Source organism: Microcoleus sp. (assembly GCF_049646505.1).
In the GTDB taxonomy this organism is placed as follows: domain Bacteria; phylum Cyanobacteriota; class Cyanobacteriia; order Cyanobacteriales; family Microcoleaceae; genus Microcoleus.
Genome location: NZ_JBARVX010000067.1, coordinates 1 through 22800, shown reverse-complemented (window position 1 = coordinate 22800; position 22800 = coordinate 1). Strand labels below are relative to the sequence as shown.

The following is a 22800-nucleotide window of genomic DNA, read 5'->3' as shown; positions in this document are numbered from 1 at the left end:
GTTTTGTAGTTAAGCATAAAATTGTCTCACAACCGATCCAAATTGATCAATGTTTTCAAAATGGATATTGTGACCTGCTTTTGGTATAATGGCTAGATTAGCCGCAGCACATAAGCTGGCCATTTCTGCATTGATAGTTGTAAATTTTTCATCATCTTCTCCCGCTAGCAAGAGGAGAGGGATTTGATTTTGTGTTAGTTTTTTCCAAAGAGATGGTTGGTTGCCGGTTCCCAGGTTGCGGAGGGATTTGGCTAATTCTAAGGGATTGTTTGCTAAGCGGGTTTCGATGAGTTGGTCGAATTTGGGAGATTTTTTTAAGGATTTCCATAAAGGGCGATCGTACCAGTTTAAAATAAAATCTTTAATGTTGCTATTTTCCAGTTTTTGTGCTAGTTGTAAATCGGATTGCAGTCTGTGCGATCGCTCTTTTTCACTCTTCAATCCCGGAGAAGCTGACTCTAACACAACTTTCTCGAATCTTTCAGGAAAATGTAATGTCATGTACAGCGCCAATCGCCCGCCCATTGAATAGCCCAACAACAAACATTTGTCTATTTGTAAATCATCTAATAAGTCTATCAACGCTTGGGCTGTATTTGACATATTGTAGCAACTTTCGTCGCCGATTACTCTGGTTTTTCCGTGACCTGGAAGGTCAACTGCCAGACAGCAATATTTGTGAGATAGTAAGGAAATAACGCTGCTAAAATCTTGATTGTTGCCCGCGAATCCGTGCAATAATAAAATTATTGGCTGATTTTTGTTGCCAGTTAAGGAATAGTAAAATTGATAATTTTTAAATCTTTCCATATACAATTCTTGCTATAATTGCCGGATTTACTTACATCTAATTTCCGCATTACCAACAGAAATAACTGCCTGAAAACGAGTGAGAAAGTCCATACCAACAAGACCGTCAATGCGGATATTTGGCGGTATATCGTGGGCAACTATCTCAAAATTTTCTATTAATTGACCCACGCAATTAAACCAAGATACGTTAATTACAGGAACATAGATTCTTCCTTGACCTGTAACTAATTCTTGCCTGCGTAAAGGATTGCGCGTATCGTAACCCAGAGTTTCTAATACTTGAACTGGCAATATTGTGAAGCTAGAACCCGTATCTACCAATAAACGCACCCGCACAAAATCGCCACCTTCTCTACTGCCAACAGTTGCTTGGACGGCTAGCAAATTTTGGCCGTAACGCAACAAACGGTAAACTTTCTGATAATCTGGCATTTTCGTTACAACATTACTGCTATGTTATCAGGTATCGAGCCAGTATACTCTATTGCGACAGATTTTCCATTCCTTAATGAAAGTTTACTGTAAATTTCATCGCGTTCTGTTGCATGGGCTAAAACTTCCCCTCGAATCACGTTTAATTCTTCATCTAATTCAGGATTGACGATGAGTACCCACTCATCAGGATACAGGCTAAAAATTTCTTCTAGGCTCAGAATTCGGCTAATTTCTGTTTGCGTACTCATGGTTTAATTCTCTTTTTTTACGATTCAATGTGAGGTACGGATTGCTAAACTAAAGAAGATTTTGAGAAGTCGCTCAACTTTACCAACTCCGCCAACTCCCTCAGCTTAGCAAACCATACCTCCATTTTACCGGAATTGTCGATCGCCCGAACTACAAGACAAACCCCAGCGCCAGCAGCAATCCGCTCGAAAAATGCAGCGCGAGTGCGATAAACTTACAGTTGCTGACCTTTGCCGGTTGGTCGTGATAGTCTGCGACATGGCGACAAAGGTCGATCGCAAAAAACAAACTCCCAAAAATCAACAGCGTCCAAATTGGGAACATTCGCAACGCCACAAACAGCACAGTCAAAGCATAAATGCTGCCGCACGACCACTGCAACAACAGCGCACCTTTTTTCGTACCCAACCGGACAATCGGCGATTTTTTCCCCGCCGCCAAATCGTCATCAACTTGATGAAAGTGCGAACAAAATAAGATGATACTCGTAGTAATTCCCACGATTGTCGAAGCAGCAAAATTAGTCGCAGACCAAGTTTGAGTTTGACTGTAATAAGCAGCAGCTAAAGCTAGAGGCCCGAAGGTAAAAAAGCAAATTATTTCGCCTAAACCCTGATAGCCCAAACGAAACGGAGGCCCTTGATAGGTGTAGCCGAGGGCGCAAGACAAAACAATTAGCAAAATTACTGTTGGGTCTTTTTGCCACCAGCTTAGGGCGCAGATTCCCGACACTCCGACGGCTAAAAATAAATTGGCAATCCAGAAAACTAAAGCTTTATTTCCGGTTAAGTTAACTACGGAATGCGCTTTGTTTTTATCGATGCCTGTTTCCGAGTCAAATACATCATTGCTGAGATTCAGCCATGCTATAATTAAAATGGCTGACATTAAAAATGTCGAAAAAATTGAAAAATTAATCGTTTTAGTTTCGGCAAAAGCTATTGCAGTTCCTACTGAAATAGGAATCACCGCAACACTGTACATAGGCGGCTTGATTGCGGCCAGCCACAATTTACTATTTGGAGGTTCAATTATCTTTGTTGTCATTACACAAACTTGATGCAATGGATAGCAGCTTGGTAATTTTACAATTTTATTGGTGAAGAATGTCTGCTCCCCATCCGCTTGAGTGCGCCTCCGGCATCCGCCGATCGCCTGTGCGGGTTCTGGCGCGCCCGAAAATGCCCGCCAGTCAACCTCTGCGGGGTCGATCGCAGGCGAAGCCCAGACTTAGCGGCTCAATCTTAAGTTTTATGTCTAAATGTTTCGGTCGATCGCGCGTTGGCGCAGCCCTAGAACAGGATCGTCTGTTTTTTGCCCGCAGCCTGTCCAAACTGTCGGGAAACTCGAAAGGTCATGTTTTGCGATCGCCCTCCCGTGCTTAGATCGAAATAGGGGTTCTAGCGGGACAAAACCGCACTCTTTCTGACAAATCTGCTATTCTCGCTTTCATGACAGTAATACCGCACCGCGCTAATCTTTTACAAGACCGCAATCAACTGCATCAGTTTCTCTTAGATTGCCAGCAGTCTTTAACAGAAAAAGATCAAACAAAAATAGTTAGTATTTCTCAGGAGATTGCCCCCGTCGATCCGCTAGTTGTACTTCAAGATATTTCCGAACCTTGCCAGCGACACTTTTACTTTGAAAAAAGAGACCCTATTTCAGGCAACAGTTTTGCGATCGCCGCCCTAGATTCTGCCATCCATCTAACAGTAGCAGGAACCGAGCGATTTGCCCTCGCTCAAAATTTTATACAATCTTGTCTTGCCCGGACAATTACCATCGGTACGGAACGCTTGCCCTTCAGCGGGCCTCACTTTTTTTGCAGCTTTGCTTTTTTCGATGAGAATGTCGCCACCAATTCTTACTTTCCACCAGGAACCGTATTTTTACCAAACTGGCAGATTACTCGCCTAAAAGATAGCTGTACAATTGTTGCCAATGCCATCATAAACCGAGATACAAATGTTAATTTTATTGCTGACAATATTTTAAAAGATTTTGATAAAATTGCCTTTTCTAACTACAAACAAATAAATTTTGTTAGCAACAGTTCGATATCTTTAAAACAAATCCCTGTGAATGATGCCTTTCAATTCAAAACATCAGTTAAGTCGGCTTTAGAATTGATCGAGTCTCAATATTTCAGTAAAATTGTTTTGTCCCAAGCAATAAATGTCATTTCCCAAACCCCTTTTAGTTTAATAGATTCCTTAAATAACTTGCGCCTCACTTATCCAGGTTGCTACATATTTTCTACCAGTAACGGGCAAGGTCAAAATTTTATCGGTGCCAGTCCAGAACGCTTAATCAGCATTCACAGAAATGAGTTAATAACAGATGCCTTAGCCGGTTCCGCACCGAGGGGAAAAACTGAAGCGGAAGATGCGAATTTAGGCAAAGGTTTACTGAACAGCGAAAAGGATATTCGAGAACATCAAGTTGTGATTGATTTTATAGTCGATCGCCTGTCGAGTCTCGGTATCAATCCCGACTTTTCCCCAGTTCCCAGGCTGCTACAACTGTCAAATATTCAGCATTTGTGGACACCCATAAGGGCTAGAATTCCCCGTGATATTCATTTATTAAAGATTTTATCCCAACTGCATCCAACGCCAGCGGTAGCGGGCGTACCGAGAGATATTGCCCTACAGCAAATTCGCGGCTGGGAAAGCTGCGATCGCTCTTTGTATGCAGCAGCCCTGGGCGGGATCGATCGCAGCGGCAACGGCGAATTTGCCGTCGGCATCCGATCGGCATTAATCGACGGATCTCGGGCTATACTTTATGCTGGTGCCGGTATTGTCGCCGGTTCGGAACCCGAAAAAGAACTAGCAGAAATTCAACTGAAATTACAAGCACTTTTAAATGCTTTAGTTTAGGAATATATCATAAAAATACTATCGATCGCCAAAACAAAGAAATGCTTGACTTTCGGAACACAAACACCCTCTGGGCTTCCATAATAGCCGAGACTTTGCAGCGATGGGGACTAACAACAGCCGTAATTTGTCCCGGTTCGCGATCGGCACCGCTAACAATAGCCTTCGCCCAAAATAATCAAATAGAAACTATCCCCATACTCGACGAGCGATCGGCAAGTTTTTTTGCATTAGGAATTGCCAAAAAATCCGGTGTACCAACCGCACTAATTTGTACCTCTGGAACCGCTGCAGCCAACTTTTTACCTGCGATAATAGAAGCAAGAGAAAGTCGAATTCCGCTGCTAATTTTCACAGCAGACAGACCTCCCGAACTCCGCGACTGTCACGCCGGACAAGCCATAGATCAAGTGAAAATCTACGGCAATTATCCCAACTGGCAAGCCGAATTAGCAATCCCTTCAGCAGAATTAGGAATGTTAGGCTATTTGCGGCAAACGGTAATTTATGCGATCGAGCGATCGACCTTTCCTACACCAGGCCCCGTCCACCTCAACATCCCCCTGCGCGATCCGCTGGTACCCGTTCCAGATATTGCTGTAGAAGCTTTAGAAACCGAATTTAATTCAGAAGATTTCTTTGCAGGATTAGAACCGATTGTTGTAGCAGAAACTTCTACCCCCCCCAGCCCCCCCTTGCTAAGGGGGGGAGAAAGAAGTGCATTCAGACAATGGCAGGAATCTGAGAAAGGGATAATTATTGCAGGGGTAGCCCAGCCTCAAGATGCAGAAAAGTATTGTAGTGCGATCGGCCGAATTTCCCAACTATTAAACTGGCCAGTTTTAGCAGAAGGATTATCGCCCTTAAGAAACCGTGCCCAACTCAATCCCCATCTAATTTCCACCTACGATCTAATCCTGCGAAACCGCGAACTAGCAGAAAAATTAAGACCAGAAATCGCCATTCAAATCGGAGACTTACCCACAAGTAAAGAACTGCGAAACTGGCTAGACAAAACCCAACCCAAACGCTACAGAATCGACCCCGCCCACCCCAACTTCGATCCCCTACACGGCCCAACAATTCACCTGCGAACCTCCGTAGAAAACCTAGCAACTAAATTAACTCCAGTCCCCCCCCTTACCAAGGGGGGGCTAGGGGGGGTTCAAGATCCGGGCAGCCACGGGGGGCAGCCCCTACAAGAGAATGAAACAGCCCTGGGGCTAGGGGGAGTTCAAACCTCTCCAGTCCCCCCCCTTACCAAGGGGGGGCTAGGGGGGGATCGAACAGGCAAAAACTCCCCTCCATACTCTCCAGTCCCCCCGGGGCTAGGGGGGGTTCTAACCTCGCCATCAAACGAATACCTCCAACTTTGGCACAACACCGAAACCAAAACCAGACAAGCAATAGACCAAAAAATATCAGAAATTAACAACATAATCGAACCCAAAGTTTCCTGGCTGCTTTCCCAAATTTTGCCGCTTGGAACACCGATATTTATTGCTAACAGTATGCCCGTGCGAGATGTCGAATTTTTCTGGAAGCCGAACAACTTAGAAATAAAACCTTTTGTCAACCGCGGCGCTAACGGCATCGACGGCACGCTGTCAACAGCTTTGGGAGTAGCCCACCGCAATCAAAGCAGTATATTGCTAACAGGCGATTTAGCACTTTTGCACGATACAAACGGTTTTTTAATTCAAAATAAATTTGTAGGTCATCTGACAATTGTTTTAATTAATAACAACGGTGGCGGAATTTTTGAAATGTTGCCCGTTGCCAAATTTGACCCACCCTTTGAAGAGTTTTTTGCCACGCCGCAGGATATCAATTTTGCTCAGTTGTGTGCAACTTACGGCGCGGAACACGAGATAATCGACGATTGGGAGCAGTTAAAAGAAAAATTAAATTTCCTACCAAATAACGGGATTCGGGTCTTAGAATTGCTCACAAACAGGCGCTCCGATGCTAAATGGCGGCAAGATAATCTAAGTAAATTTGCAAAAGGTTCGTAGGATTTTCTACTCGTTACTAGGCTCTGCCTGGTAACGCAGATAGGCGAGGCTCTGCCTCCAATTTTCCGGCTCTCCAAGCGAGGCAGAGCCTCTAAACATGGGTTCCCAGGCAGAGCCTGGGAACCAGTTTAGACTGCTGGTTGAGCTAGCAGCGGATCTAATTCTCCATCTCGATCGAGTTTGTGAATGTCATCGCAGCCGCCGACGTGTTCGTTGTTAACAAAGATTTGGGGGACGCTGCGCTTTCCGTTAGCACGTAGGGCCATTGCATTTCTAGCTGCTTCATCGCCGTCTATTTTGTATTCGGTGTAATTTACGCCTTTCCACCACAGCAAGATTTTTGCCCGGATGCAGTAGGGACAGGTTTGCCAAGTGTAAATTTCTACATTGGCTTTGATGCGATCGGGCGATCGGCCCAAAATGGGATTGAGAAAATCAAGCATTTTCGGTACTGGGGTAAAAATTAAACTGATTGACAGATTAAATCATAAAAATAATACGGTAAGTGGGAAACGAGCGCGTCTTCAGACCTGAGAGGGAAACGAGCGAGGCAATTTATTGCCCTTAATCTTTTTAGCTGACTATAATCACAGAATAGATATTATAATGTGAGTATGACACAAAAAGCTTTCAAGTACCGATTCTATCCAACTCCTGAGCAAGAAATCCTGCTTAGGAGGACGATGGGTTGCGCTCGATTAGTTTATAACCGTGCATTAGCCGCAAGGACGGAAGCATGGTATGAACGTCAAGAGCGAGTCGGATACTCTGAAACTTCGACAATGCTAACCAGTTGGAAGAAGCAAGAAGACTTGCAGTTTCTTAATGAAGTTAGCTGTGTGCCATTACAGCAAGGTTTGAGGCATTTACAAACCGCCTTTACTAATTTCTTCTCAGGAAGGGCAAAATACCCTAACTTCAAGAAAAAACATAATGGTGGCAATGCTGAATTTACTAAGTCTGCTTTCAAGTGGAAAGACGGCAAAGTATTTTTAGCTAAATGTTCTCAGCCCTTAGATATGCGATGGAGCCGTGAACTCCCAGAAGGTGCAGAGCCGTCAACTATTACGGTGAAGCTCTCGCCCTCTGGACGATGGACAGTTTCTTTGCTGGTAGATGTTGAAATTGAAACATTACCTGAATCTCCTAATCAAATCGGTTTGGATTTGGGTATTACTAGCCTAATGGCTTTGAGTAATGGCGAAAAGATTGCTAATCCTAAAGCTTTTAAATCTAAGCGCCGTAAATTGCGTAAAGCTCAAAAAGCGCTTAGGCGCAAGAAAAAAGGATCTAATAATCGCCACAAGGCAAGATTGAAGGTTGCTAAAGTTCACGCTGAAATTAGCGATGCTCGGAATGATTTTCTTCACAAATTGACAACTCGACTGGTTCGTGAAAACCAAGTGATTGCGGTTGAGGATTTGTCCGTGAAGAATATGGTCAAAAATAGAAAACTCGCTCTCTCGATTAGTGATGCTAGTTGGGGCGAAATTGTTAGGCAACTTGAATATAAGTGCAACTGGTATGGTCGCACTTTTGTCAAAATTGATCGATGGTTTCCTAGCTCTAAAAGGTGTGGACATTGCGGTTATGTTGTTGATAAGTTGCCTTTAAATGTCAGAGAGTGGGATTGCCCTAAGTGCAGTACACATCACTATCGTGATGTGAATGCTGCTAAGAATATTCTTGCCGCAGGGCTTGCGGTTAATGTCTGTGGAGCGACTGTAAGACCTTCCGAGAGTAAATCTCGGAAGGCTGGTGCTATGAAGCAGAAACTCTAAGAAGTGATTCTTGGAATCTCAGTCGCTTCAGCGCTGAGAGTAGTCAATTTAGCGAAACGCGATCGATCCCGCGTCCTACCAAAGGTTAGCCTGCTGTGGAATTGCCCGCGCCACCTTTGGCGCTGTGATTCGCGTCACACGTTCACTCAACTCGGATCACTTACGTACACCCCAAAGAATCACCTTCGGAACCTAATTAATATCACTGATCTTTTGAGGAAACCAGAGCATAATTAATATATCGAATTCAACCGCACTGCCATGAACTGCTTACAACTCCTCCCCGGCGCTATCTCTGAAATCATCGCTTCTGTCAGCGACACGGGCGTTTTAACTTTAGCCGATCGCTACGGTTTGATGGCCGCTACTTTGGACGAGTCCCTCAATGACGAAGACAGGGGCTGTGTCAACCGCCTGCTGCGGGCAGTCATCAGAGGCAGGGTAAGAATGGTGAATGAACTTTCAGCAGCAATGTAAGGTGAGTCAGCGGTAGATAAAGATGGCGAAATTGGTTGGCAGCCGATCGCCCGCCGGAGTCCCTGAGACTTGATATAACGGCGACTTGAATTCGATTTAAAGTTTTCTCCTCTAACAAAACAACGGTTTTTTCGATGTGCAGCCTGTAACGGGCTGCTTTTTTTTTACTTACACGCGGGTTGTCAGAAACCGGGTTTTTGGGAAAAAAGCCGGTTTCTTAAGTCCCTGTGCGTTTTTCGGTACTTCCAAGTCCTCTAATCGCCGATTTTGATGTCGTACTGGCGGCAGAGGGCGATCAGTTTTTGTTGGAAGCGATCGCGCACGTTATCCGGCGAGACAATGACGCAATCTTCCCCGTACCGCAGCACATCTCGAAACAGCCAGAATATACTAGATACCCGCTTCACCACATGACGCACGTCTCCCACCATTTCATTTGCCACATCTTCATCCGGCTTGGATTCATAGTTGTCAGCCAATCCTCCTCGAAAGTGTAAGTGTACTTCGGTATAATCTATGCTTTCGCGCCAATTTTCACTGGCAGGTAGCAAGTTGACAATCTTGTCCAAGCGCAAACACCGATTGTGAGCTAATTCCGGGATTTCTCTAGGGTTAGCATCATCGCACCAGATTTCTAGGTACAAGCGCTTGTCGTAAAGGCGAATTTTGGCACTGCGGGCCGTAAATTCGCTCAATTTGTCTTTTTTTGACTGGTAAAACAGCCTGAACGGTTGATCGTTGTCAATCAGTTGATTGAGTCGCAACCGCCACGCTTCAGCGGTTTGGCTGACTTTTTCGAGCAATTGTTGCCGCATAGGGGCTTCCAGATTGGCTTTGTCCAAGAGTAAGCCCAGTACAATCTGGGCGGCTTCGACTTCGCCGGAGTCGTTGAGAAATTTGACAGCTTTGTCCAATGATTGTACTTGCACTGAATTGAGGGTAAAGGGTTCGCCCACTTCGATTTGCTGTTGGGCGATCGCCACCAATAACCCGGATACGCTGGGGGATTTACCCCAGAAGATGCCGAGGCGAAGGGCGATCGCCTCTAGTTGCTCTTTGGTGCCGCTCGGAATTGAAAGTGTAATTGTCTCTTTTTTGCGGATCATTAAACAAAATGTAATTATATACTTGACAGATTTGGTTTTCAATGTAAATATAATTCTAGTGCAAGTACAAACCCTAGACATAACAAAGGTCAACTATGCTCCAAATTTCTCCAACGCTGCCTGAACTTCAGGAAATTGCTTCGCAGCTTCCCGATCGAATTCCTTACCTCAAAATGCTAATTCTCTTTGGTTCTCGTGCCAGAGGTGATACCCACGCTAAAAGCGATTGGGATTTTGCCGCACTTTACGATGAGCAACTGAGGGAAGCATCTTGCAGCGATCGGGGATTTGCTTGGTTTGAAGTTCCAGGGATTTTGAGTGACATTTTTAGCATCAATAGTGATGAAATTGATGTTGTCGAGTTAAATCGATGTTCGCGACTGATTGCTCACTTCATTGCTCGTGATGGAATACTTCTTTATGAAAAAGATCCTGTTGAGTTCGAGAAGTTTATAAAAAATCATCTCATGAGTGATGTGGAGTTGCAAGAAACAGAAAGTCAACTGCGCCAGAATATTAATAATTTTCTTGAAGAATGGGGTGTAGTATGAGTATTGAGAAATCTGTGGTTTTAAATCGACTCCAGTTTATTGGAAATAATCTCAAGCAATTAAGACGTTTTGAATCGATGAGCCTTGATGATTATTTAGATAGCTTCGATCAAAAAACAATTTCCGAAAGGATTATGGAGTTAATTATTCAAGCAGCCGTGGATATTAACGAGCATATCCTGACTCGCAAGATGAATGTAGTTTCAAATGGTAATCGGGAATCTTTTTTGCGAGCCGGAGAGTTGGGAATTATTACAATTGAAGTGGCAAATGAACTAGCAAAGTCAGGCGGATTGCGTAATATTTTAGCTCATCGATATCTAGAAATAGATTATGTCAGTTTATTGAATTCTGTTCGAGTTGCTTTAAGATATTACCCGCTGTATATCCAGCAGGTTGCTGAATATATTTCCACAGAAACCTAAAAACTGGCTTGAATCTGCGCTGAAAGAATCGAATAAGCCGATCGGTGCGACAACTTATAAGATTGTTTCGACGGTTCCTCAAGAACTGAAAAATCAATTACCTGCGCCGGAGCAAGTTGCAAAACTTTTACAAGGAATAGATTAAAAATGGCAGATTATTCTATAACTCTCAAATCCGTTTACTCTCGTCTCGCATCAGAAACTGCTAGAGGTGTGAAGTTACCGGAAGATTGGAGGCTTTCTTGGCATCAAGCGGCGACGTGGGAAGCCTTGCAAGATCCCAGCATTGACGTGGTATTCAATACAGCGATGACAGGGGACGGTAAAAGTTTAGCAGCTTACCTGGCAGCGATGACAAATCGCACGTACACATTAGCAATGTACCCGACAAACGAACTCGCAAGAGATCAGGAAAAACAGGTAAAAGGCTACAAAGCACTGTTTAAACCGGAAAACGACCCGCAAATTTATCGTTTGAATGCAGCAATCCTGGAAGATTTTATTGCCACAAATAAGCTTTCTTCTAAATTAGCAGGATTGGGCGATCGCGCCGACAACTCAGAGATTTTGCTGACAAATCCCGACATCTTTCACTACATCCACGACTTCCGCTATTTGCGGCGCAACAAAGCAGGTAAGGGAGATAACCCCGATCGCCTATTTGCCAAAATTGACGACAGCTACAAACTATTCATCTTTGACGAATTCCACATCTTTTCATCTCCCCAAATTGCCAGCGTCATCAATGCCATCCTGTTAATTAAACACACGCTTCCCGGCAAAAAGTTTTTATTCCTTTCTGCTACGCCCAACGATTTATTGGAAGAGGGGTTTTCCAAAGCTGGGTTAAAATATCGCATCATAGATCCAGTCAAGCAGGGAGGTTATCAATTTGCAGCAGGCGACAACTGGCGGCAGATTAGTTATCCGATTAACTTGACTTTTCCGCAAAAGTTAGAACCAAACCTGCGTTCCAGTTATAACTGGATTCTAGAAAATGCCGAAACAACTATTTTGAAATTCTTTCAAGATAATCCTGGGAGTAAAGGCGCAATTATCCTGAACTCGATCGCGGCAGTTAAAACCTTAATTCCCAAATTCAAGGCAATTTTTGAGCCGCTGGGATTGAAAGTCCGAGAAAATACTGGATTGACTGGCGAGACAGAAAAGTCTAAATCGGTTGAAGATGCTGACTTACTTTTAGGAACATCAACAATTGATGTGGGAGTTGACTTTCGGATTAATTTTTTAGTATTTGAAGCGGCAGATGCGGGGAATTTTATTCAGCGTTTCGGCAGATTGGGGAGACATCCAGGTTTTGAAATTTATCAAGCTTATGCTTTGCTGCCCAACTTTATTGTCGAGAGGCTGTTTGAGGTTGAAAACCACCCGCTGCAAGATGGCGAAACGCGCGATCGCATTAGTTTATCCGACGCTATCCGCCAGCATTACGGCTATGTCAACGAGTTTAGGCAATATCCCAAACGCTGGGGTTCAATTCAGTCAGCTTGCGTGCATTTAGAGTTAGAAAGAAATTATCAAATGAAAACCAAGTATCCCGAAGCAGCGGATAATTTTGCAGCAGATATTGAGCAAGCTTTGGGAGTTACGATTAAACAGATGCGAGGGCAGCTTTTCCGCTGTATGGAAAAAGAGAAAAATAAAATTATTGAGGAGGCTAGAAGTTTTCGCGGGCTTGGCCAGTTAGATTGCGGGATTTACGACATTACTAATCCAGACGAACCTGAGAAAGAACGGTTTAAAACTTACAATCTTCCCAGTTTGCTGAGTAACTTTCATTTTGAGTTGATGGCAAGTGCCGACTTTATGAATCGAGCCAAAAAAGCTGGGTTAGCAACCAGCAGTTTTGAGAAAGCTTTGTGTTATTTGAAACTGACTGGATATCGGGAATTGCGAGAAGATTGGCAGTTTTATTGTTCGCGAGATGACCTCAGCGAGATTGCTAAATCCGGCAAAGTACAAATTATCAAAGGTTTGGAAGTGACAGGAGGAACTAATGAGATTAGCCGCAAATTATCTAATCGAGGTTTGGTGTGTTTTGTTTCCGATCGCGATCGGGCTACTTTACGCGCCAAATGCGGATTGCCCGTGCACTTCCAGGCTTACGCTTTGAGCGATCGATTTGATGGCAAGCCAAATTACACCATAGCATTCGGGCGATCGGCTTTGTTGCTGGAAACGCTGATTTGGCACTGGAAGCCGCAGCAGGATGAAGGGTGGATATGCTAAAGATGTACGCTACTGGAGAAAAATTACCGTGACTAGAGATAATTTACTGTCCCGAATATCGATCGATCCAAATATCTGTTTTGGAAAACCCTGCATTCGCGGCCATCGGATTTGGGTTTCTTTAATTCTCGATCTATTAGCAGGTGGTGCAACAATTGACGAACTGCTGGAAGAGTATCCAGGGATAGAACGAGATGATATTCTAGCTTGTCTTGCCTACGCTTCTGAAATTACAAAGGATATCTATGTAGAAATTCCCATTAGAATCGAGGCAGAAGCAATCAAATGAATATTAAACTTGATGAAAATCTTGGCAGCCTGCGGATTGCCTCGCAGTTACGTGCAGCAGGACATGATGTAGCGACAGTAAAAGAACAAGGTTTAACTTCAGCACCCGATGAAGAATTAATTACTATTTGTCGCCAAGAGGCAAGATGTTTGGTGACTTTAGATCGCGGTTTTGGCAATCGGCTGAAGTTTAATTTTTCTGAGTATGCAGGAATTGTAGTAATTCGTCTGCCATCTCATCCAAGCTTTGACGATTATCGGGAAGCAATAGAAACGTTAATTCTCGGATTGGAACAAGCAGAAGTTTTTGGCAAATTGTGGATTGTTCGACAGGGTACGATTCAGGAATATCAACCCACTGAACCAGAGGAAACAGAAACATGAACGAAGACGATATTCTATATAAATGGCTGCATTCTCCCGATGATGAAGACGATGAAACGCCAGCGAAGTACGAACTTCTGACAGTTCGACTGTTTAAAGAAGCAATTCGAGAAACGGCAGGAAATCAGGGCGATCGCCTTTTAGCATCTTTCGCCGAAAACGTCCTGCCCAACTTGATCCAGCAGCTAGTTGGATCTACAGCCAAAGGCGGTCAATTTACCGAATATATGCGCGCCAAAGACAAAAATGTCGATCGCAGCAAACACGATCAATCTTTTACTTCTCACCTGCTTAACGGCTTATTCCCAACTTACCGAATTCTCAAGAAACTCAAGACAGAAACACCAGAAACCAATCCAGTTAAACGCAACTGCGGTGAAACAGAAATAGCTTTGTTCGTAGCATCGTACATCCTGCACGACTTCGACAAATTCCCCGATTATTCAGAATGGCTGAAAACGGGCGATTCTGAAGGAAAGTTTGCTAACCGAGACTGGCAAGACAAACCACCTCACAAAGACGAAGCCCCGAATTTGGGACGCGATTATGTTGCTCTCAAAATGCAACAACTTGGATTAGATAGTTTGTTAGGTGAAAATTGGGAATATCACATCGACGATATTGTCTGGATGACCAACAATGCCGGAGTTAAATATGATAGCGATCGCGGTTTAGAAATTCGCGGTTTGCAGCCTAAACTCGATGGTAGAATTCGAGGAACTCTAGCCAATTTAGTCAGGCTTTCCGACTTATTCGCCTCAGTTATCAAACATCCCAGCGATGCCGAAGCTAGCGGTTTATCTGAAGTTTTGACTTCCCTCAGCAACGCACAACTTAAATTTAGCTATCACTCCCTCTCAGACAATCGCGGAGTATTGACAAATATCATCAACAATGCTCTGATGGACGCTCATCCCAGCGAGTTTTATGCACCGCTGCTGTACTTGCCAGATGGCGTAGTTTATCTAGCTAAAACCGATGCAGCGGCTATCGAAACTGCTGAAATTGCCGATCGAGTAATCGCCAAAATTCGCAACCTGTGTGCCGACAGATTGAAGCTCAAAACAACCGGATTTAGCCGGGACGGAAAAGGCTTTAAATTTGGTGAATTTTACTGGCTGTTTTTTGATATAATCGAACTCATGCAAGTTAGCATCGAAGCAGCTTGCAAACTCATTCCCAGCACCAAAGTATCCTCTGCAAAAAAGCGCAGCGACAGCTTGCTAAGTTTCCAAAAAAATGGAGATTTGCCCGGTGAATTGAATCTAGAATTTGCCGAGGATTATCGGATTGACAGGCTAGCAGAATTTGGGGATATCCTCAGTCGCGGCATTTGGAATAAATGGCAAGAACAACTGACTAATTCTCAGAAAGAATTGCCCAAAGCCAAACGCCAAAAGCCACCAGAATTAGATTTAACTCAAAAACTTGCCGAACATTTAGGCTTAACCGACGAAATTCCAGCTTTAAAAGCAATCCAATCTCTGAAAAAAACAGGTGGCGTTCCTCTGGATTGGTATTACCTAGCCGCACAGTATTTTCAGCGAAATAAAGGCTTAGATGAAGCTCAATTGCGCGCTGTTTTAACCGAGATGGTTGAACGTGCAGCCACTCTCATCCAACCCCTCACCGAAAACTTTAAAATTCCCGACGGCTGGCACGATTTGCGAACCTATGTCAGCCGCATAGTTTCCTTACCAACAGGTGCAGTTGTCAAACCAGAAACCGATCCGTTTTTACTAGAATTGGCGCGGTACAGTGCGGCAAAAATCACAGGGAGAGGGCGCGAAAATGTTTGTGCGATGTCGAGTTCGGCTTACACTGTGACGGAACAAATGGAATCGGCGACTTTATTTGCTCCCCAAGTTTACAGCAACCGCCAAATTTTGTTTAACGCACAAGCTGCCAAGCGTCAGATTTGCTCGATTTGGTCGATCGAGATTATGTTGAGACAAATTTTGATGAATCAAACCAATGCCACAGGAGGTGATTTTGAAGGGCGTAAATACCGCTATCTTTATCTTTATCCCGCTTACTTCTTTACTCCAGAAACCAACAAATTTCTCCAAAAAGCTTACAGTTGGATTGCCAGGACGCGATTTGATGCAGACATTCGCAAGCATTTAATTACTGACAAACAAGTTGCCAAATTTACCCTTGACAATTATCAACAAGTTGATTCATTATTGATTCAGGAGAATTTGCCAACAGAAGACGATCGCACTTTCAAAATCAGCTATCCAGACAATCAACCGCTGACCTTTTTCTTCCTAGCATTACCACCGGGAAAAGATGCCACAGATACCGAATCTTGGGTAATGCCGGCTTGGTTAGCTTTTGCTTTACCGCTGATTCTAGATGTCAAAACAGTTGCTTCCGAGTCGCCAGTTCCGCCCTTTATTAGCGGTGCAGATTTTGAAAAAACTGCTGTCATTGATGGCGAACATCAAGCAATTCGTTCTCTGATCGAGCAAGATGAATATCGCTTAGATGGTATTCTACCTCGCACATCAGACAAACGTAAATTTTCACCGCTAAATGCTCTAAGTGCCGCTTACTGCATTCACTTAGAAGTCAACCGCAAAAAAGATGGCAATCCCGACTGGGGGAAATTGTCAAATTTAGCACGCGATTTAGAAACCAGTCCGCTTTATGTCTTTCACTACCTGACTAAATGGCTGCGGAAACAAGACAAAATTGAATCCGTACCGATTGCCAAAATCCGCTTGTACCTTGAGTTTTATCACTACTTTGAACCGGAGGGAAAAACTGTGAATCAAATGCGCGAACTGACAGAACTTTACCGCCGCTTTTATCGGGCAAAAAGTCAATATGCCAAAGCTAATGCCGTGCTGAAACCTATTGACGAAGCTGCTGACGTTATTCTGAAATTTGATAAAGCTTTAGCTAACAATACCGAATCTTTAACCGATATTGTGGCGGGACGTTTATCAAAGCTGATGAATAACGTGCGGCGGCGGGCGGCAGAAGGGAAACCGACACTTGTTTGCATTGACGGTAAGTGGAAACCTGCTTTGACTTCTGAAGAGGAACGGCAAGCAATTTATGATTTTGCTAAGTATTTTGTGGAGGTGATTTTTAATGGCAGTTTGAAGGGCGATCGCGCGCGTTTAGCAGGCACTCAACTCAACTTGATTCGGGATACTTGCGATTACCTTTATCGCTTGGAAGATGACAAAGAACGCCGGGGAAAGAAGCAGGATGAACCTGATGAACTTCCCGAAACAGAGTTAGCCTAAATTGTCTGCATTTTTTAATCAAATTGTACTGGAGAAACTCAACTATGAAATTTCTGAAAAGCCTCGATTCCAAATTCTTTCACGATGAAATTCCCGCAAAACCGATGGGAAAATACGCCCACTTCATCACCATTCGCGTCACCGAATCTTACCCGCTATTTCAGACTGACGGCGAATTGAATAAAGCCAGGGTAAGTGCTGGGATTGCAGACAAAACGCAGATTAGCCGTTTAGCGATGTTTAAGCGCAAGCAGTCTACACCAGAACGCTTGACTGGACGGGAATTGCTGCGAAATTACAAAATTGGCGACTGGGAAAAGTGCGACTACAACGTCGATTTTAGCAAAACTACTCCTGATTGCATTTTATACGGTTTTGCGATCGGCGATTCCGGCTCCGAGAAATCGAAAGTAGTTGTAGATACAGCTTATTCGATAACTCCCTTCGACGATTCTCACCAAAACTTTACCCTGAATGCACCGTTTGAAAGCGGAACAATGAGCCGTCAAGGAGAAGTCACCAGCCGCATCAACAGCCAAGATCACATTTTGCCTCAAACTTTTTTCCCCAGCATTGTAACGTTGAAAGACCCGACAGAAACAGGTTTTCTCTACGTTTTCAACAACATTCTCCGAACGCGGCACTACGGAGCGCAAACTACCCGCACTGGGCGAGTTCGCAATGAATTAATCGGAGTAATTTTTGCTGATGGCGAGATTGTTAGCAATCTGCGGTGGACGCAAAAAATCTACGATTTGATGAGCGCTGCTGGCAAAATCAATCCTCCCGATCCTCTGAATGAAGATGATGTTTTGACTAATGCAAATCGAGCAATTTCTCAACTGATGGATGAAGAGTGCATCTCCCACCGCGATTTTATCGGCGAATCTTTTGACGGATTGTTAGCAGAGGTTAAATCCATTTCCAGCGATGAAACTAAATTGCAAGAAATGCTAACTCAGGCTAATAGCGAATCAACTGCTTACGCTCAGAAACACATTTTAAAGAGTTCTGAGAAAGGCAAGAAAGGTAAAAAAGCAGCCGCAGCAACGGAGTAAATATTGTGCCTTCAATTTATCGCTGTCAAATCGAGTTGCACGATAGCCTTTATTTTGCAACTCGCGAGATCGGGAGACTTTACGAAACAGAGCCGATAATTCACAATTACGCGCTTTGTTACGCCCTCGGTTTGGTGGATAGCGCCATCTATTCTACCACCGTGGCTGAAGAAGATTCCTATCGCTATTTCTGTCCCGAACAAGTTCCTAAATACGAGCAGCATTTAACGGCGCTCAACCAACAGGGGATTTATGTTACTCCAGGGCGTTCTATTTCTCACTCCTCCACTCTCAATACTTGGAAATACGCCAACAACAACTATCACGTTGAGATGGAAAAAACCCAGAAAAATATCCCCAGTTTTGGCAGAACTAAAGAAATTGCACCGGAAAGCAAATTTGAGTTTTTCATCATCTCAGAAAAGTCTCTGAAACTGGCGAAATGGATTCGTCTGGGAAAGTGGATGAGCAAAGCTGAGTTAACGACTGAAGAAATGGGCAATGGCGATAATCGCAAAAATGGCGACTTTATTTTCCCTTATTTGCTCAATCCCTTAGATGTGATGTTTTCCCATCAAGTCCTCAGCTACGACGTGGTGAATATGCCGCCAGTAAGTTTGATTCAAAACATCAAAATTCGCGGCCAACATTACCAGTTTGAAAACCTCAGAATTCCAGCTTGTATGGAATATCGCTTTCGGGCTAATTAAATTTCAAAAAGGTTTGTAGTGAGGACTAAAATTTTCACTGTAAACTTACTGAGTTAGGACTTACGCACGGGGCAGAAACCGGGTTTTTACGAAAATCCTTCGTTGTTATACCAATTTCATAAAATAGCGCTAGATATTACCCCCCCCAACCCCCCCTTATTAAGGGGGGGAGTAAAACTTTCTTTTTAGCATAATTTTATGAAATTGGTATTACCTGCAGATTAGGTAAAAAACCCGGTTTCTTTGGCCTTGTACAAATCCTGTGAATTTTCTTTTTTCCATACCAACAAATGAGCTAGCAAACTATGCCGCACAGCCTGATCCTCAACCTCCTCCCCCTCTCCCCAATATCCCCTGGATACCTAACGGGAAGACACCTGCACGCCCTCTTTCTCACCCTCGTGAGTTCGGTTGACAAAGAACTCGGCAACTACCTGCACGAAGCTGCTGCAGATAAGGCCTTCACCCTCAGCCCTTTACAAACTAAAAAATGCCCTTTCAAAAAACACCATTTTTTGCAATGGGAACACTCACAACCCATTCCCGAACATACCCTTTGTTGGTGGCGAATTACTCTTCTCGATGACTCTCTATTTGGTAAATTAACTCAGCTTTGGCTGAATCTTAATCCCTCGAAACCGTGGCATCTGGGCCCTACTGATTTGTTGATTACTAAGATTTTGGGAACGCCACAAGTAGATATGCCTTGGGCTAATGCTTGCGATTACTCTCAATTGTATCAGCAAGCATCGGAAACTAATCGATTAATCGCCTTTAGCCTCGCTACTCCGACATCTTTTCGTCAAGGGAAATTCGATTCAGTTTTGCCGACGAGAGAATGCGTTTTTAACAGGCTTCTCACTCGCTGGAACAAGTACAGCGGTATTGAGATTTCTCCGCTGTCTTTCGATGCACTTTTTCCGAGTTTTGTCAATATCAAAACAGAGGTTACGAGTAATTATCACAGCAATTTTATCGGAGTTGTTGGGGAAGTTACTTATCGAATCTTGGGTGATGTGGAGCCGTTGGCTGTTAAACAAATTAATGCTTTGGCTGATTTTTCTTTGTACTGCGGGTTGGGGAGGAAAACACCGATGGGCATGGGTATGACGCGCCGGATTTTTGTTAAAAATTCTCAAGATTGAGAGGATTGAGGAGTGAAGCATTAGAGTCAACTTAGTGTCTTGTTTAGTAGGGGTTTACTGTTTGAATATTCGGCCTTCGATCCCCCCTTAGCTTGCCCCCTACTCCCCCTTAAGAAGGGGGGGACAAGAGTGTCCAAGTTCTTTCATAAAGTGGGAAAACTTAAAGGGTTCAAAGTCAGCCCCTACTCTTCTTATTAAGGGGGATGCGAGGGGGATCGGGACTTGGCTATTAACGAAAAATACAAAGGTTTTAGGATTATGAACCACACTGATGATTACATTTCGATCGCACTTCTGAACCAATACTCTTACTGCCCGCACCGCTGCTGGCGGATGTCTTGCGCGGGAGAGTTCACGGACAACCAGTATACCATAGAAGGGACGAGTTTGCACGAGCGGGTTCACACTATGGGAGAACTTAATCGCGATGAAACTTGGCAAGTTCGGGCGATTTGGCTGAAGTCGGAACGCTACAGGCTGATTGGTAAGTCGGATTTGATTGAATCGGAGAATGGCGAGATTTATCCGGTTGAATACAAGCGCGGTAAGAAGGGGGAATGGGATAATGACGAGTTGCAAGTGTGCGCGCAAGCTTTGTGTTTGGAAGAGATGACGGGGAAAACAATTCAAACGGGATACGTCTATTACGCGCAGTCGCACCAGCGGCAAAAAGTGGAGATTTCTGAGGGGTTGAGATTGGAGGCGATCGCAACTATCAACGCTATCCAAATTTTACTGCAAACTGGCATCATGCCTCCAGCGAATTATAGCAAACGCTGTCAGGGTTGCAGCCTTTATCAGCAATGTTTGCCGCAAGCTGCTGAGAAAGTTCGGCGCTACCAAGAAGCTAGTTAATCCAATCTACAATTTTAGGAGTTTGTCATGGGAACACTTTATATCAATCAAGATGATGTCTTTATCGGGAAAACAGATGAAAGGCTGAATGTCAAGGCAAAAAATCAAACGTTACAGGATGTGCCTTTGATTCATTTAGATGGAGTGGTGATTGTGGGACGGGCGACTATTTCCCCGGCTGCGGTTGCAGAATTGCTTCAACGGAAAATTCCTCTGACTTTTATCACCGATACTGGTCACTATTTGGGTAAGCTGGAACCGGAATTAAGTAAAAACATTTTCGTTCGGAATGCTCAGTGGAAAGCGGCGGGGGAAACTCCAAAAGCTATTCATGTTGTCCGGGGTTTTATTCGGGGGAAATTGAAGAATTATCGCAGCAGTTTATCTCAAACTCAGCGGGAACATTCGGAACTAAAATTAGATTCGGCCATTATGCAGATTTCTAATGCGATCGCCAAACTTGACAAAACTGACAATATAGACTCTTTGCGCGGACATGAAGGTGCTGGGAGTGCGGCGTATTTCGGGGTTTTTAACCAATTAATTCGTGCGGAAGGCTTTGTATTTAAACCGCGACATCGCCCTGCTACAGATCCGGTGAATTCTTTGATGAATTTTGCTTACACGCTGCTGCGTCACGATGTGCAAAGCGCGATTAATATTGTGGGATTTGACCCTTATTTAGGATACCTTCATACGCAGCGCTACGGCCGCGTGGGTTTAGCATTTGATTTGATGGAAGAGTTCCGCCCTTTGGTGGCTGACAGTATAATTTTGAATGCGATTAATCGCCGGATTCTGACGCTGAATGATTTTACGGTGGAACCGCTGAGTAATGTGGTGCGACTGTCGGAAACGGGACGAAAAGAGTTTTTGAGGTTGTATGAAAAGAAAAAGCAGTCTGAGTTTAAGCATCCTGTTTTGAAACGCAAGTGCACTTATCAAGAGGCTTTTCAAATTCAAGGGCGACTGTTGGCGAAATATTTGATGGGCGAAATTGAGAAGTATCCACCTTTAGTTTTGTACTAGATATGCACATTCTGATTTCTTACGATATTTCGGAAGACAAGCGCCGGACAAAGATTCACAAAATGCTGAAGTCTTACGGGCAGTGGATGCAGTACAGTGTGTTTGAGTGTGCTGATTTGACGGAGACTCAGTATGCTAAGTTACGATCGCGCCTGAACAAAGTCATCAAACCGAACGAAGATAGTATTTTGTTTTTTCCGCTCTGTGCCTGCTGTCAGGGTAAGATTGAACGTATTGGTGGGGTCGTTCCTGCCGATCGCACAATATTTTTTGCCTAGTTTCCGTGAACCGGTAGGTGTTAAAATAGGGGTATCAAATTTTTCGGCTCAAACCCAAGTGCAGCAAGACTTTGATGCCCCCAGTCTGAAAAAACGATTCACGGAAAGTCTGAAAGGTTTACACAATAAGGTTTTGGAGTGAGTATGAAAATTTGGCTATTGACAAGACGAACGGTGGGATGGTACTTTTATTTTAGATTCACGGAACTGCACCTTGAAAACCAAATACACCAAGGCTTCTGGAGCGGGCGGCCGGAAAATACCTAAAACCCTATCAGGGATTGAAACAAAGTAGCTTGTTAATCCTATGCGCCACTACTCGCGCCGGAAAATACCTAAAACCCTATCAGGGATTGAAACGTACCTGAGATAACGGTAGGGGAAATGTGGGAGGCGCCGGAAAATACCTAAAACCCTATCAGGGATTGAAACAAGAGGAACATATACTCCTCAGCTTGTCAAAAGCCGGAAAATACCTAAAACCCTATCAGGGATTGAAACATACTTAGGAGACAAAGCAAAAAGGGCGGCTTATTCTGCCGGAAAATACCTAAAACCCTATCAGGGATTGAAACCTATGAGATAAGGATAACTGAGACAAAAGTAATAGCCGGAAAATACCTAAAACCCTATCAGGGATTGAAACACAGCTAGCATTAGAACACCAGGATCAGGTTTTTGCCGGAAAATACCTAAAACCCTATCAGGGATTGAAACTCAAGAGCATCAAGATCGTATAAAAGAAATTTTGAAGCCGGAAAATACCTAAAACCCTATCAGGGATTGAAACCCTCTTTCTGACAAAA

At 43.9% G+C, this 22800-nt stretch carries 24 protein-coding genes and 1 CRISPR repeat array; of the genes, 18 read left to right on the top strand and 6 right to left on the bottom strand.

Annotated features, from left to right (window positions below; all coding sequences use genetic code 11):
- Positions 1 to 9: 9 nt before the first annotated feature.
- From menH to menA, 4 genes are all read right to left on the bottom strand, one after another.
- Positions 10 to 810 carry a 2-succinyl-6-hydroxy-2,4-cyclohexadiene-1-carboxylate synthase gene (gene menH / locus WBA89_RS03525; RefSeq protein ID WP_424404133.1) on the bottom strand — a complete coding sequence of 267 codons (801 nt, stop codon included), beginning with the start codon at positions 808 to 810 and terminating at the stop codon, positions 10 to 12.
- A 27-nt stretch (positions 811 to 837) separates the two neighbouring features.
- On the bottom strand, positions 838 to 1245 hold the full coding sequence (locus tag WBA89_RS03520) for a retropepsin-like aspartic protease family protein (protein WP_424404131.1): 408 nt from the start codon (positions 1243 to 1245) through the stop codon (positions 838 to 840).
- Positions 1246 to 1250: 5 nt separating this feature from the next.
- Positions 1251 to 1496, bottom strand: coding sequence for a hypothetical protein (locus WBA89_RS03515; RefSeq protein WP_424404129.1), 246 nt, complete (start codon positions 1494 to 1496; stop codon positions 1251 to 1253).
- 151 nt (positions 1497 to 1647) lie between these two features.
- Positions 1648 to 2457: a 2-carboxy-1,4-naphthoquinone phytyltransferase gene (gene menA, locus WBA89_RS03510; RefSeq protein ID WP_424404153.1), complete on the bottom strand. Its 810-nt coding sequence runs from the start codon at positions 2455 to 2457 to the stop codon at positions 1648 to 1650.
- Between menA and WBA89_RS03505 the strand changes: the two genes are divergently transcribed.
- The 4 genes from WBA89_RS03505 (at position 2375) to menD (ending at position 6397) form a co-directional block, all read left to right on the top strand.
- Positions 2375 to 2557, top strand: coding sequence for a hypothetical protein (locus WBA89_RS03505; protein ID WP_424404157.1), 183 nt, complete (start codon positions 2375 to 2377; stop codon positions 2555 to 2557). The genes menA and WBA89_RS03505 overlap by 83 nt on opposite strands.
- 46 nt (positions 2558 to 2603) lie before the next feature.
- Positions 2604 to 2882 carry a hypothetical protein gene (locus WBA89_RS03500; protein ID WP_424404127.1) on the top strand — a complete coding sequence of 93 codons (279 nt, stop codon included), beginning with the start codon at positions 2604 to 2606 and terminating at the stop codon, positions 2880 to 2882.
- A gap of 66 nt (positions 2883 to 2948) precedes the next feature.
- Positions 2949 to 4382 (top strand): isochorismate synthase, encoded by a 1434-nt coding sequence (locus WBA89_RS03495; protein ID WP_424404125.1) that lies wholly within the window; start codon positions 2949 to 2951, stop codon positions 4380 to 4382.
- 41 nt (positions 4383 to 4423) lie between these two features.
- A complete protein-coding gene (menD, locus tag WBA89_RS03490) occupies positions 4424 to 6397 on the top strand; it encodes a 2-succinyl-5-enolpyruvyl-6-hydroxy-3-cyclohexene-1-carboxylic-acid synthase (protein WP_424404123.1) in 1974 nt (657 codons plus the stop codon).
- A 128-nt stretch (positions 6398 to 6525) separates the two neighbouring features.
- Here the strand turns inward: menD and grxC are convergent, their stop codons facing one another.
- Positions 6526 to 6840 carry a glutaredoxin 3 gene (gene grxC / locus WBA89_RS03485; protein ID WP_424404121.1) on the bottom strand — a complete coding sequence of 105 codons (315 nt, stop codon included), beginning with the start codon at positions 6838 to 6840 and terminating at the stop codon, positions 6526 to 6528.
- A 171-nt stretch (positions 6841 to 7011) separates the two neighbouring features.
- Here grxC and WBA89_RS03480 point away from each other — a divergent pair, with 171 nt between their 5' ends.
- A complete protein-coding gene (locus tag WBA89_RS03480; protein WP_424404119.1) occupies positions 7012 to 8178 on the top strand; it encodes an RNA-guided endonuclease InsQ/TnpB family protein in 1167 nt (388 codons plus the stop codon).
- A 261-nt stretch (positions 8179 to 8439) separates the two neighbouring features.
- Positions 8440 to 8655: a hypothetical protein gene (locus tag WBA89_RS03475; protein ID WP_106150104.1), complete on the top strand. Its 216-nt coding sequence runs from the start codon at positions 8440 to 8442 to the stop codon at positions 8653 to 8655.
- Between the two features lie 254 nt (positions 8656 to 8909).
- Here the strand turns inward: WBA89_RS03475 and WBA89_RS03470 are convergent, their stop codons facing one another.
- Positions 8910 to 9761, bottom strand: coding sequence for a helix-turn-helix transcriptional regulator (locus WBA89_RS03470; protein WP_424404116.1), 852 nt, complete (start codon positions 9759 to 9761; stop codon positions 8910 to 8912).
- A 95-nt stretch (positions 9762 to 9856) separates the two neighbouring features.
- On the opposite strand from WBA89_RS03470, the gene mntA reads away from it, so the two are divergent.
- The 12 genes from mntA (at position 9857) to cas2 (ending at position 21994) form a co-directional block, all read left to right on the top strand.
- Positions 9857 to 10312, top strand: coding sequence for a type VII toxin-antitoxin system MntA family adenylyltransferase antitoxin (mntA, locus tag WBA89_RS03465; protein ID WP_424404114.1), 456 nt, complete (start codon positions 9857 to 9859; stop codon positions 10310 to 10312).
- Positions 10309 to 10737 (top strand): type VII toxin-antitoxin system HepT family RNase toxin, encoded by a 429-nt coding sequence (gene hepT, locus WBA89_RS03460; RefSeq protein ID WP_424404112.1) that lies wholly within the window; start codon positions 10309 to 10311, stop codon positions 10735 to 10737. Before mntA ends, hepT begins: the two co-directional genes overlap by 4 nt.
- A gap of 147 nt (positions 10738 to 10884) precedes the next feature.
- The gene (cas3, locus tag WBA89_RS03455; RefSeq protein WP_424404110.1) at positions 10885 to 12987 is read left to right on the top strand and encodes a type I-D CRISPR-associated helicase Cas3'; all 2103 of its coding nucleotides are present in this window, start codon (positions 10885 to 10887) and stop codon (positions 12985 to 12987) included.
- On the top strand, positions 12968 to 13276 hold the full coding sequence (locus tag WBA89_RS03450; protein ID WP_424404108.1) for a DUF433 domain-containing protein: 309 nt from the start codon (positions 12968 to 12970) through the stop codon (positions 13274 to 13276). The genes cas3 and WBA89_RS03450 overlap by 20 nt, the downstream gene beginning before the upstream one ends.
- The gene (locus WBA89_RS03445; RefSeq protein WP_424404106.1) at positions 13273 to 13659 is read left to right on the top strand and encodes a DUF5615 family PIN-like protein; all 387 of its coding nucleotides are present in this window, start codon (positions 13273 to 13275) and stop codon (positions 13657 to 13659) included. The genes WBA89_RS03450 and WBA89_RS03445 overlap by 4 nt, the downstream gene beginning before the upstream one ends.
- Positions 13656 to 16919 (top strand): type I-D CRISPR-associated protein Cas10d/Csc3, encoded by a 3264-nt coding sequence (gene cas10d / locus WBA89_RS03440; protein ID WP_424404104.1) that lies wholly within the window; start codon positions 13656 to 13658, stop codon positions 16917 to 16919. Before WBA89_RS03445 ends, cas10d begins: the two co-directional genes overlap by 4 nt.
- 44 nt (positions 16920 to 16963) lie before the next feature.
- On the top strand, positions 16964 to 17977 hold the full coding sequence (gene cas7d, locus WBA89_RS03435; RefSeq protein ID WP_424404102.1) for a type I-D CRISPR-associated protein Cas7/Csc2: 1014 nt from the start codon (positions 16964 to 16966) through the stop codon (positions 17975 to 17977).
- A gap of 5 nt (positions 17978 to 17982) precedes the next feature.
- The gene (gene cas5d / locus WBA89_RS03430) at positions 17983 to 18687 is read left to right on the top strand and encodes a type I-D CRISPR-associated protein Cas5/Csc1 (RefSeq protein ID WP_424404100.1); all 705 of its coding nucleotides are present in this window, start codon (positions 17983 to 17985) and stop codon (positions 18685 to 18687) included.
- A gap of 305 nt (positions 18688 to 18992) precedes the next feature.
- Positions 18993 to 19832, top strand: coding sequence for a CRISPR-associated endoribonuclease Cas6 (cas6, locus tag WBA89_RS03425; protein ID WP_424404098.1), 840 nt, complete (start codon positions 18993 to 18995; stop codon positions 19830 to 19832).
- 258 nt (positions 19833 to 20090) lie between these two features.
- Positions 20091 to 20687 carry a CRISPR-associated protein Cas4 gene (gene cas4, locus WBA89_RS03420; RefSeq protein ID WP_424404151.1) on the top strand — a complete coding sequence of 199 codons (597 nt, stop codon included), beginning with the start codon at positions 20091 to 20093 and terminating at the stop codon, positions 20685 to 20687.
- 27 nt (positions 20688 to 20714) lie between these two features.
- Positions 20715 to 21716 carry a type I-D CRISPR-associated endonuclease Cas1d gene (cas1d, locus tag WBA89_RS03415; RefSeq protein WP_424404096.1) on the top strand — a complete coding sequence of 334 codons (1002 nt, stop codon included), beginning with the start codon at positions 20715 to 20717 and terminating at the stop codon, positions 21714 to 21716.
- Between the two features lie 2 nt (positions 21717 to 21718).
- A complete protein-coding gene (gene cas2, locus WBA89_RS03410) occupies positions 21719 to 21994 on the top strand; it encodes a CRISPR-associated endonuclease Cas2 (protein WP_293197652.1) in 276 nt (91 codons plus the stop codon).
- Positions 21995 to 22245: 251 nt separating this feature from the next.
- A CRISPR array of direct repeats spans positions 22246 to 22784; the repeat unit is 37 nt; unit sequence GCCGGAAAATACCTAAAACCCTATCAGGGATTGAAAC.
- Positions 22785 to 22800: the final 16 nt, after the last annotated feature.